This window comes from Bartonella eidoli (genome assembly GCF_036576145.1).
GTDB lineage: Bacteria > Pseudomonadota > Alphaproteobacteria > Rhizobiales > Rhizobiaceae > Bartonella.
Window position 1 is genome coordinate 38,833 of sequence record NZ_JBAFWX010000008.1, and the last position, 11,385, is coordinate 50,217.

Genomic DNA, 11,385 nt, shown 5'->3' on the forward strand with positions numbered 1-11,385 from the left:
TCTGCACAATGTTAAAAAATAATACGTATTTCTTATCTCTACTTAAAGATCACATAAAACTATTTTTAGTCAGAATCTCCAATAACTAATAGTATTCATATATAAAATTTATGTACTACAAACTACATAAATGTAAGAGTTGCACACTGTGTCGCAAAAATAGCATACTTATTTATCTCATCACGGAAAAAATATTCTTTGTAATAGAACTTTAAAAACTTTAACTGTGTTTTCAAAATTTAAAATAAAAGAAAAAAGACTATGATAATAATCGAATAAAACGCTGAACTGTCTCACGCATTCCATATTCTAATGCATCCGCAACAAGCCCATGACCAATGGAAACTTCATCAAGCCAAGGAACATGATTAATAAGAGCAGGAAGATTAGTAATTGTTAAATCATGTCCTGCATTAATACCTAATTTTAGTTCTCTAGCTCTTTTCGCCGCTAAGGTTAGTTTATTTAATTCCTGATCCTGTTTTATCTTATCTTTAAAGGCACCACCATACGGCCCAGTATAAAACTCTACTCGATCCGCACCAATTTCCTTAGCAACCTCAAGGCCACCTACAGTAGGATTAGCAAATAACGACACACGAATTTTTTTTCCCTTTAAACGCTGAACAATAGGATTCAAAAATTCAGCATCATGAGAAAAATCCCAACCATGATCAGAAGTTGACTGAGCCGGATCATCAGGAACAAGAGTAATTTGATCAGCATACTTTTCTGCTGCATTTAAAAATATATCACTTGGATAACCTTCAATATTAAACTCTGTAGTAGGAAAAGAGTTTTTAATTAAATAATATATATCTGGTAAATCAGAAAAACGAATGTGTCTCTCATCTGGTCTCGGATGAACCGTCAAACCCGCGGCACCAGCTGAAAGGGCTATATGCCCTATCGTTTTGATATTGGGCCACGGAAGATTCCGCCGATTCCGCAAAACCGCAACAGCATTAAGATTAACCGAAAGTTTGACAGCCATGCACACTCCAAATTCCATCAATAATTTTAGAAACAAAAAAAAGCATATTCCTTAGTACCATATCAGATAATAGCAATACTTTTTATCGAACAATCGTCAAACGCTCTGCCGCACGTGTAATCCCAGTATAAAGCCAACGTGCAGACATATCACGAAATGCAAAACTTTCATCAAATAAAACCACATTATCCCATTGAGATCCTTGGGCTTTATGAACAGTTAAAGCATATCCATAATCAAAATCATCATATCTTTTTTTTAATTGCCATGAAATTTCATTGTCAAAACTCTCAAAGACTGCTTTTAAAAGCTTGATCTTAATCATACCCCGCTCACTCTCTTCTGGCCTAACCAGAAGATTAATACCTGGCTTAGCAGTTTCTTTTTGTGAAGTTACAACCTTCCATAAAGAACCATTTAACAAGCTCTTCGCTGGATCATTCCGTAAACACACGAGCTTATCTCCCGCTTGTGGATAGTCTGCTGTAAACCCCTTTAATTTACGCAATCGATTATTATAAAGATGACGCGTTCGATTAACCCCTACTAAAAGCTGATCAGCATCTAAAACTAATTTCTGATCTACTTCTTTACGTCTAATAACGCAACATTCCCCATAAGATCCATAAGCAATATCACGTCCTTCACGAACATCTAAAGCTAAACGAACAATGGAATTGTCGCGTGCTTGCCGATGAATTTCCGAGAGAAGAAAATCCGGCTTACCATTAGAAAAAAAACCTCCCCCTGATATAGGAGGTAATTGACCTGGATCACCAAGAACAAGAATAGGTGTCCCAAAACTCATTAAATCACGCGCTAACTGTTCATCCACCATCGAACATTCATCAATAATGATAAGCTTAGCTTGGGCAGCAGAACTTCTTCGATTCAACGCAAATGTTGGTGCAATGGATTTTTTTCCTGTAACTTCATCAGAAATTTCTTCTTCACCGCGCGGACAATAAATTAACGAATGAATAGTACAAGCATTGCTTGCACCTTTAGATCTCAAAACTTGTGCAGCCTTACCAGTAAACGCAGCAAACTGAACAGAACCATCAACTGTTTCCGCAAAATAGCGAGCAAGTGTCGTTTTTCCTGTTCCTGCATAACCAAAAAGGCGAAAAATAGGAGAACGCCCACTCTTCAACCATGCACCAACAGCTTTTAACGCATTATCCTGTTCCGGTGAAAATTGCATGAGCTACCCAAATAAGATTTGTATAAAAGTACACATTTAAAAAATGTAACCAATATTAGAAAAAATCTTTATCATTTTTAAATATACAACCCCTCGGTACCACTCTTATAGAGTGCTTATCAATCGTTATAATAGAAAGTTTTTATACAAAATACCTTTAGATATATACCCACATGAATTTTCCTCAACCATTTGAACGCCTTTCTTAAAAGAACAGCCCCTCTATCCCACATAAAATAATATGAATCACCTCATTAGCACACTATAAGCCCTGAATAAGCTCATATACAAACGTTCAGCTCCTCACACACTCAAAAGTGAAGAAAATTTAAAGTTTTGCATTATAATGACAAACTCTTTATATAAGAATTTTTCCTTCAGCAGAAACAGCATTTTCAACTACTTCATCGTTAACTTCATCAGGCAGCAACATATCATTATGAGCACATCCAGAAGGAATCATTGGGAAACAATTTTCTAAATTATTAACACGACAATCGAAAAGAACTGGCTTATCACAGCAAATCATTTGCTTAATTTTATCATCAAGCTCATCCAATTTAGAGCAATGAATACCTACCACCCCATAGGATTCCGCTAACTTTACAAAATCAGGCATCGCTTCCACATAAGAGTTAGAAAGACGATTACCATGCAATAACTGCTGCCATTGACGAACCATACCCATATACTGATTATTCAAAATAAAAATTTTTACAGATGCATTATGTTGAACTGCCGTTGCAAGCTCTTGAATATTCATCTGAATTGAAGCATCACCAGAAATACATATAACAAGTGCATCAGGATGCGCAATTTGTACACCAATGGCAGAAGGAAGACCATACCCCATAGTTCCAAGACCACCAGAAGTCATCCAATGATTTGGCTCATCAAAGTGGTAATATTGCGCCGCCCACATCTGATGTTGCCCAACATCGGTTGTGATATAAGCGCGCGCATCTTTGGTAAGAGCATAAAGCCGTTCAAGAGCATATTGTGGCATAATAACATCTTTTTTTTCAGCATATGCTAACGAATTACGTGCCCTCCAACAATTAATTTTGTTCCACCACATACTATGACTTTGGCTCTTAAAGGCTGACTGGTTCGTATGCAAATGTTGCATCATATTTTCTAAAACGTGAGCCACATCTCCAACAATAGGAACTTCTACTTTCACTATCTTATTAATAGAAGAAGGATCAATATTAATATGAATAATGCGAGCACCAGGTGCAAACGCATCAAGTCGCCCAGTAACACGATCATCAAACCGAGCACCAATCGCCAACATAACATCACACTCATGCATAGCCATATTAGCTTCATAAGTGCCATGCATCCCAAGCATTCCAAGCCAATTTTTGCTAGAAGCTGGATAAGCGCCAAGCCCCATCAATGTTGAAGTAATAGGGAAATTGCCTAATTGAACTAAATTACGTAAAAGTTGAACAGCTTTAGAACCTGATGAAATAACACCACCACCGTAATAAATAACAGGACGTTCTGCTTCTTTCAAAAGAGAAACGGCAGATTCAATAGCCGCATTATCCCCCTTAAGCTTTGGACAAGAACGCATAGATATTGGTGTTTGAGAAGCCTTATAAATACCTGAAGTAAATTGAATATCTTTAGGAATATCAACCAAAACTGGTCCCGGACATCCTGACCGAGCAATAGAAAAAGCTTCATGAATAGCCATAGATAAATCATTTATATCTTTAACTAAACAATTATATTTAGTACAGGACTTTGTAATACCCACTGTATCAGCTTCTTGAAAAGCATTTGTTCCAATCACAGTTGTTGGAACCTGCCCAGAAAGACAAACTATAGGAATGGAATCCATTAATGCATCTTGCAGAGGTGTCACAACATTAGTCGCGCCTGGCCCAGAAGTCACAAGCATAACCCCAACCTCCCCTGTGCTTCGTGCATATCCTTCAGCAGCATGACCTGCCGCTTGCTCATGACGTACCAAAATATGCTGAAGTGCATCTTGTTGATAAATAGTATCAAAAATAGGAAGAACAGCTCCACCAGGATAGCCAAAAATGTATTTAACCCCTTGATCAATAAGAGCTTGAACCACCATTTCAGCCCCCGACATCATTTTTCCGTCCGCACTCTCTTTTGTTTTTGGATGACCTGTCATTGTTCCCACTCATCTATAACACAATAAAAAAAAGCCCCGAAGGAGCTTATTACATACAAAACATATATCGTATAATAAATCCCTTCCCCGCTACAACTGCACCACACCATTTTAAAATATTTGTTACGATAAAAAATATTAATTTTATCAATGCCGTTCGTCAATAAAAAACCACTTTTCCCAAAACTTTCCATTCAAGCGCTTTTTATTTTTGAGTTATTTTAACACTTTCTGCCATTCTTCATCTGAAGAAACGGGTATCCATTCATTATCAAACTGGTTACGAAACCACGTCACTTGTCTTTTAGCATATCTCCTTGTCCGTATTTTTACTTCCTCAATAGCATCCTCATAGCTTTTATACCCATCTAAATAGGCCATTAACTCACTCATGCCAATAGCTTTCATCGCAGGCAATGAAGGAGAAAGCATAAGTTTTTTCATAGCAATAACCTCTTTTAAAACCCCTTTTTCAACCATATAGTCAAATCGCTCATTAATACGCCGATAAAGCGATTGGCGTGAAGGCATAAGAAGAATTTTGTCTGAAGAATTTGCGTCTATTAAAGGTCTTGTTTTTTTCTTTTGCCACCAACTCAGCCTTTTCCCTGTCACTTCATAAACCTCTAAAGCACGAATGATACGCTGACCATCTTTTGAAGAAATTTTTTCAGAGAGGAGAGTATCAACCTGCGATAATTGACGATAAAGACATTCAGCTCCTTCTTCATGAAGTCGAAGTCGCCACTTCTTCCTTACAATATCGGGAATACAAGGAATTTCTGCAATTCCCTCCAAAAGAGCACGAAAATAAAGACCTGTTCCACCAACAAAAATAAGTGATTTTGATGTACATATATTTAAAATCTTTTCAACATCACATAACCACTGTCCTACTGAATAATGAAGAGATGGATTCACATAACCATAAAGATAATGCGAAATAGCTGTAGTATCCTCTTTAGTCGGCCGCGCCGTTAAGATATTCAAAACATCATAAATTTGCATAGAATCTGTATTAATAATAACGGCATTTTTTTCTTGTGCCATTCTTAATGCCAAAGCTGACTTACCGCTTGCGGTAGGACCTGCTATTAATGTAATTGTTCTTTGTGTCATAAATGGAATGTCTTACACTCATGAATAAATAACTAATTGCAATATTTATGATTCATATAATGAATACAAAACCCAGCATTCTACCTATGAAACCATAAACATTAAACTTTTAAAGTGAAAATGATAGATCTGCTTTTAAGATAAAAATACCACAGATAGATTTTCCTAAAGTATCAAAATAATTCTTTTTGCAACTATCCATCCCAAAATAAACATTTGTCATAAAAAACTGTACTGTCAGCACGACAAATACACAGTTTAACAGTTATACATAAGGGGAAATAGTCCTAAAGCCCAAAAAGAGAACTTTTTAATTTGTATAAGCCAATCTACATTACATTTCTTCCATATATAAAGCATAAAATTTCTATAAAAAATTTATTATTCAATCTTCTTTATTCTAATAATAAAAAAATGCAGCAACACTTCTAATGACTAATCATATGTAACTGCATACAATAGAATATTTCTTAAATTAAATAATATTAATCCATTTGAATTGTTACAAATCGCAATTCACCAGTTGGGCGAGCAACAACAAATGAAGCATTTTTACGTCCAGCTTCGCGTAATTTATGAAGTCTTTTTTTAGCTTCCTCAATTGTTGTAACGACACTCTGATTAATATCAACGATGACTTCACCAATGCGAATACGCCTCCTATCCGCTACACTATTTTGTGCAACAGATGTTACAACTAAACCACTAAGATTATCAGTAATTGAATAATGTTGACGCAAGTCAGCTGTAAGCTCAGCCAATGTCATTCCCATAAACTGCATGGTAGCATCTTTAGGATCAGAATCACCTTTTTTATCATTAGATTCTTCTGTTGTGTTCTCGCTTACATCCGTCTCAATCAAACGACCAAGCTTAACTTCTACTGTTTTTTCTTTCCCATCACGAAAAACTGTAATATTTACAACCTTTCCCGCCGGACTCTCTGCTACTAAACGGGGTAAATCACGAGCATTCTTAATTTTAGTATTTCCAAAGCGAAGGATGACATCCCCAACATAAAGCTGACTATTATCCACCTCAGCATGCTCCATTTTACCAGCAATCAATGCACCCACAGCATTATTTAGTTTTAAATTTTTTGCAATATCTTCTGTCACTGGCTGAATGCGAATAGCCAACCAACCACGTCTTATTTCCCCAAAATCACGCAACTGATTGATAACAGAAAGAGCCATATCAGACGGTATAGCAAAACCAATACCAATAGACCCTCCAGAAGGGGAAATAATTGCCGTATTCACCCCAATTACCTGACCATTTCTATTAAATAATGGACCCCCAGAGTTACCACGATTAATCGCCGCATCCGTTTGAATAAAGTTATCATAAGGGCCAGCATTGAGATCACGATTACGTGCAGAAACGATACCAACAGTCACACTCCCACCAAAACCATAAGGGTTACCTATAGCCATAACCCAGTCTCCAATACGCACTTTTTCAGAATCACCAAAGCGTACAGCTGTTAATTTTTTTTTGCTTGCATCAACCTGTAAGAGCGCTAAATCAGTCTTACTATCTTTTCCAAGCAATTTTGCTTTTAATTTTGTGCCATCAGTAAAATTAACTTCAATATCATCCGCCTCAACTATAACATGATAATTGGTAACGATTAGCCCTCTTTGTACATCAATTACAAAACCAGACCCTAAAGAACGCACTTTTTGAAGCTGCCCCCCCTTTTGACCATCCTTAGGCGTAAAAAAATCACTAAAATACTCTTGTAACAATGAATCTTTTGGAATAACGGGCACAGCAGTATTTTCATCCTGCTCAGTTCCTTCAACTGTTTGCACCGTAGAAATGTTCACAACTGTCTTCAAAAGCTCAGCTGCCAGATCAGGAATAGAAGGCGGTGTATTTGAGGGCAAATCAACATTAGCCCAACTCAGTGATACTGATGAATACAAAACTGCACAAATAAAAATTTTTGTAGCAAAACGCTTTAAAAACATATTTTTATCCACGACATACCTTTAACCTATACAGTAAAAGACATCACTCCATTCACCTACAGTAAAATCAGCATAGCTTCGGTAACATTACACCATTTGCATGACAAAAGAAAGCAAACACAGAAAAATCCCCCTATGGAAAATTCAGTCGCCACAATCCATTATCCCATTACTCTCCTACAGATTCAGTAGTAGCATTATTGAGATCAACCTTTGCTTTTGGTGAAACCGCTCTATTTGCCCGCAACGAATTACGGAAATAGAAAAAGAAAGATTCATCTGGTGAAATTACCATCGGTGTACGCTCTAAATTCCTGTATTGCTCCATTGCCAACCAAAAATCGTAAAAAGATGGATTCACTTCTCGCGCATTCAATAAAAGTCGAATACTTTCAGCTTGCCCTTCACCACGAGTAATTTCAGCATCACGCTTTGCAGCTGCTACTATTTCTTCATATTCACGATTCGCTTCTGCCACAATACGATCCCGCTCTTGTTGACCACGAGCACGAATATTCTCTGCTGCAGCCTCACGTTCAGCAGCCATTTGTCGATATACATCTTCTGAAACAGCATCCGTTAAATCAGTTTTACGAATACGCACATCAACAATAGTAATACCCAATGACCCCGCATCTACAGAAAATTGCCGCTGCACTTCAGCCATCATAGCACCTCGTTCATCCGACAAAGCTGCTTTAAATTCTCTTCTACCATAAACCGCACGTAAAGCATCAATAAAACGCGGCGCAAGATTTTCACGTGCAGCAATTTGCGGACGCCCTGATGCAATACGTTGTAAAAATAACTTAGAATCTGCAATACGATAAATAAAAAATGCATCTACTTCATAATAAGCACCACCACGAACCTGAACAGATTGTGTAGGCACATCGTAACGTAACAACCGGTTATCAATCACAACCATCTTATCTAAAAAAGGAACTTTAAAATAAATACCTGGATTAGGCTCTACTTTAATAATTTGTCCAAAACGCTTAATCACAACTTGTTGACGAGGATAGACAATAAAAATAGACATCCACAAAGCTGATAAAATAAGCAATATAGCAATTAACATATATAAAAAACGAGATTGCTGCATAATTCAATGTCCTTTAGAAATGCTAAAATCTGATAGCGATTTAGGGCGCGCTGATAGTGTCTTTATATCTTCTGATAAATTATTGCGCAGCAATCCATTCAAAGGTAAATAAGGCACCATTGGAGAATGTACTTGATCAAAAACTAGTTTATTGGATGAAGAAAGAATACGTCCCATCATCTCCATATAAAGGCGATAACGAACAGCCTCTGGTGCAATTGCAGCCTCACGAGAAATTGCATGAAAACGTTCAGCACGTCCTCTTGCTTCTTCAATCATTCGTGCTTTTTCACCTTTAGCAACTTCCCGTGTACGTGAAGCTTCACCGTTAGCTAAACCAATCTTAGTGAAACGCACACGATTTCCCTCTTCAATCATTCGCCCACGTTCTTGCTCTGCTTGCTGAACAGAGTTAAATGCAGCAGCAACCTTAGTAGGAGGAGCAGCTTCACTGATTGACACACGATTTATTTCAACACCAAGCTGATACTTATCAACAGTCAATTGAATAATCTTTTTAACATCATCAGCCACTTCTTCTTTTTTGTCTCGCAAAACATCATCAACTGGTCGAGAACCAATTACTTCGCGCATCGCACTTTCGGCAACTTGACGAACTGTCCCCTCTTGATCATTCACATTAAATAAAAACTGACTCGGACGTGAAATTCTGTAGTAAACAGAAAAATTAACATTAACAATATTTTGATCACTCGAAAGCATCAAACCTTCACTTTGCTGTGTTTGGCCAAATTGACCACCAATCGTAATTGTTTTTTCTGTTAAAGGTACTTTCATATAAGTCTCAATTGGCCAAAAGTGAAAATGCAAACCATCACCGATAACGCCCTCTTTAGGAATACCAAAACGCAATTCCACGGCTTGTTCATTTTGCTGAACAGTGTAAATAGATTGATACAAAACAAAAAACACAGCAAGCAAGAACAATAAGATAAAAAGCCCCCCCTCGCCAAATTGCTTCAACTGATCTTGTCCTTTACGCAAAATATGATCAAGGTTGGGATTATTATCACCACCGTTATTGCCACCAGAACCAAAGAGGTTCTTAGCTGGTGTTTTCTTATCACCACCAAGTTTATCTTTATCACCACTCCATGGCCCACCGCCATTTTGATTTGTCCAGGGCATCATTACCTCTTCAACTTAGTACCATTCATTAAATCACACACCAATTATTCAATTGATCTTATAAGGTGCCTTTTATCTGATTACAATATAAAACCATAGACCGTTAATTTTCATGACCCTTGCGCTCATAAATTATAAAACGTGTAGGATGACTATCTTTATCTCCATCTGGAATATATTGTGTTTGTGTTATAACCCACTTTTCTTTGTCAAAAACAGGGAAAAAACTATCACCTTCAATAAAATCCAGCACTTCTGTAAACAATATTTTATCTGCAATACTCAATCCTTGTTGAAAAATTTCACCTCCACCAATAATACAAATTGCATCTGCACCATTTTTAAAAGCAAACTTTTTTGCGACAGAACACGCCTGAGATAAAGAATGACAAATAACTGCACCTTCAGCTGTAAATTTACGATTTCGAGTGATAACAATATTCAGACGATCAGGCAAAGGACGCCCAATAGAATCCCAAGTTTTTCGTCCCATAATAATGGGCTTTCCAACAGTTAAGCTCTTAAACCTTTTCAAATCTGTCGATAAGTGCCAAGGCATCGAACCTTTGCAACCTATAACACCATTTTTTGCAACAGCTGCAATTAAATAAACTGAAAAAGTCATATCGCTACCGGCGCCTTAATGTGGGGATAAGCTTCATAATCAAGCAATTGAAAATCTTCAAAATTAAAAGAAAAGAGACATTTTATCTCTGGATTTATAAGCATTTTTGGTAAAGCATTGGGTGTACGAGATAACTGACATTTAGCCTGTTCAAAATGATTTAAGTAAAGGTGAGCATCACCCAAAGTGTGAATAAAATCACCTACTTTAAGCCCACTAACTTGAGCAATCATCATTATTAATAACGCATAAGAAGCAATATTGAACGGAATACCTAAAAAAATATCTGCTGAACGCTGATAAAGCTGACAAGATAATTTACCATCAGCGATATAAAATTGAAAAAGGCAATGACAAGGCGGCAATGCCATTTCCTCTATCAATGCAGGATTCCACGCTGATACAATTAAACGACGAGAAAATGGTGTTTCCTTAATCATCGTTAATAGATTCGCAATTTGATCGATAGAATGCCCATTATCTTTTGGCCAAGAACGCCACTGAGAACCGTAAATAGGACCAAGACTCCCTTTTTCATCAGCCCACTCATCCCATATAGATACACCATGTCTCTGCAGCCATGAAACATTTGTATCACCTTTAAGAAACCATAAAAGCTCATAAATGATCGATCGCAAATGCAGTCTTTTTGTTGTTAACAAAGGAAATCCATCCTGTAGATTAAAACGCATTTGATAACCGAAAATAGACCGCGTTCCCACACCGGTCCGATCCATGCGATCAACACCATCATTTAAAACATGAGATAAAAGATTAAGGTAAGACTGCATAGTGCGTATTATGGCCGATTCTTGTAATTACAAAAGCTGATCGTAACAGTATTTTAGTTTTGACGCAAAAAATAAAATACTCTAGAAGCTATTCTAAGGAATCTTTATAATAAATGAGGGGATAAATTTATGAAGAGTGAAGAAACTTTAGCGCCACATGATACGAGAAAACGTATCTTATCTATCATATCCAGTGCATCCGGAAATTTAGTAGAATGGTATGATTTTTACGTTTATTCTTTTACATCTATCTATTTTGCATCA

General features: G+C 36.9%; 9 protein-coding genes and 1 pseudogene. 1 reads left to right on the top strand and 9 read right to left on the bottom strand.

The features are described 5' to 3' along the window. Positions 1-259: 259 nt before the first annotated feature. From V5N68_RS05900 to V5N68_RS05940, 9 genes are all read right to left on the bottom strand, one after another. Positions 260-994, bottom strand: coding sequence for a pyridoxine 5'-phosphate synthase (locus V5N68_RS05900; protein WP_332066249.1), 735 nt, complete (start codon positions 992-994; stop codon positions 260-262). An 82-nt stretch (positions 995-1,076) separates the two neighbouring features. Beyond that, complete coding sequence (locus tag V5N68_RS05905; RefSeq protein WP_332066250.1) at positions 1,077-2,198, bottom strand: ATP-dependent DNA helicase; 1,122 nt, start codon at positions 2,196-2,198, stop codon at positions 1,077-1,079. Between the two features lie 358 nt (positions 2,199-2,556). After that, positions 2,557-4,356, bottom strand: coding sequence for an acetolactate synthase 3 large subunit (locus V5N68_RS05910; protein ID WP_332066251.1), 1,800 nt, complete (start codon positions 4,354-4,356; stop codon positions 2,557-2,559). A 216-nt stretch (positions 4,357-4,572) separates the two neighbouring features. Beyond that, a complete protein-coding gene (miaA, locus tag V5N68_RS05915) occupies positions 4,573-5,475 on the bottom strand; it encodes a tRNA (adenosine(37)-N6)-dimethylallyltransferase MiaA (RefSeq protein ID WP_332066252.1) in 903 nt (300 codons plus the stop codon). Between the two features lie 485 nt (positions 5,476-5,960). Next, positions 5,961-7,451 (bottom strand): Do family serine endopeptidase, encoded by a 1,491-nt coding sequence (locus V5N68_RS05920; protein WP_332066253.1) that lies wholly within the window; start codon positions 7,449-7,451, stop codon positions 5,961-5,963. 169 nt (positions 7,452-7,620) lie between these two features. After that, positions 7,621-8,556, bottom strand: a complete 936-nt coding sequence (gene hflC, locus V5N68_RS05925; RefSeq protein ID WP_332066254.1) for a protease modulator HflC — start codon at positions 8,554-8,556, stop codon at positions 7,621-7,623. A gap of 3 nt (positions 8,557-8,559) precedes the next feature. Continuing rightward, the gene (gene hflK, locus V5N68_RS05930; protein ID WP_332066257.1) at positions 8,560-9,705 is read right to left on the bottom strand and encodes an FtsH protease activity modulator HflK; all 1,146 of its coding nucleotides are present in this window, start codon (positions 9,703-9,705) and stop codon (positions 8,560-8,562) included. A gap of 103 nt (positions 9,706-9,808) precedes the next feature. Further along, positions 9,809-10,330 (bottom strand): dihydrofolate reductase, encoded by a 522-nt coding sequence (locus V5N68_RS05935; RefSeq protein WP_332066255.1) that lies wholly within the window; start codon positions 10,328-10,330, stop codon positions 9,809-9,811. Next, positions 10,327-11,121 carry a thymidylate synthase gene (locus tag V5N68_RS05940; RefSeq protein ID WP_332066256.1) on the bottom strand — a complete coding sequence of 265 codons (795 nt, stop codon included), beginning with the start codon at positions 11,119-11,121 and terminating at the stop codon, positions 10,327-10,329. The genes V5N68_RS05935 and V5N68_RS05940 overlap by 4 nt, the downstream gene beginning before the upstream one ends. A gap of 129 nt (positions 11,122-11,250) precedes the next feature. On the opposite strand from V5N68_RS05940, the pseudogene V5N68_RS05945 reads away from it, so the two are divergent. Then, positions 11,251-11,385: pseudogene (locus V5N68_RS05945) on the top strand (alpha-ketoglutarate permease); the annotation flags it as partial.

Excerpts from the sequence above, each read along its gene's own strand:
- V5N68_RS05900 (WP_332066249.1), bottom strand. The coding sequence starts at position 994 with ATGGCTGTCAAACTTTCGGTTAATCTTAATGCTGTTGCGGTTTTGCGG.
- V5N68_RS05905 (WP_332066250.1), bottom strand. The coding sequence starts at position 2,198 with ATGCAATTTTCACCGGAACAGGATAATGCGTTAAAAGCTGTTGGTGCA.
- V5N68_RS05910 (WP_332066251.1), bottom strand. The coding sequence starts at position 4,356 with ATGACAGGTCATCCAAAAACAAAAGAGAGTGCGGACGGAAAAATGATG.
- miaA (WP_332066252.1), bottom strand. The coding sequence starts at position 5,475 with ATGACACAAAGAACAATTACATTAATAGCAGGTCCTACCGCAAGCGGT.
- V5N68_RS05920 (WP_332066253.1), bottom strand. The coding sequence starts at position 7,451 with ATGTTTTTAAAGCGTTTTGCTACAAAAATTTTTATTTGTGCAGTTTTG.
- hflC (WP_332066254.1), bottom strand. The coding sequence starts at position 8,556 with ATGCAGCAATCTCGTTTTTTATATATGTTAATTGCTATATTGCTTATT.
- hflK (WP_332066257.1), bottom strand. The coding sequence starts at position 9,705 with ATGCCCTGGACAAATCAAAATGGCGGTGGGCCATGGAGTGGTGATAAA.
- V5N68_RS05935 (WP_332066255.1), bottom strand. The coding sequence starts at position 10,330 with ATGACTTTTTCAGTTTATTTAATTGCAGCTGTTGCAAAAAATGGTGTT.
- V5N68_RS05940 (WP_332066256.1), bottom strand. The coding sequence starts at position 11,121 with ATGCAGTCTTACCTTAATCTTTTATCTCATGTTTTAAATGATGGTGTT.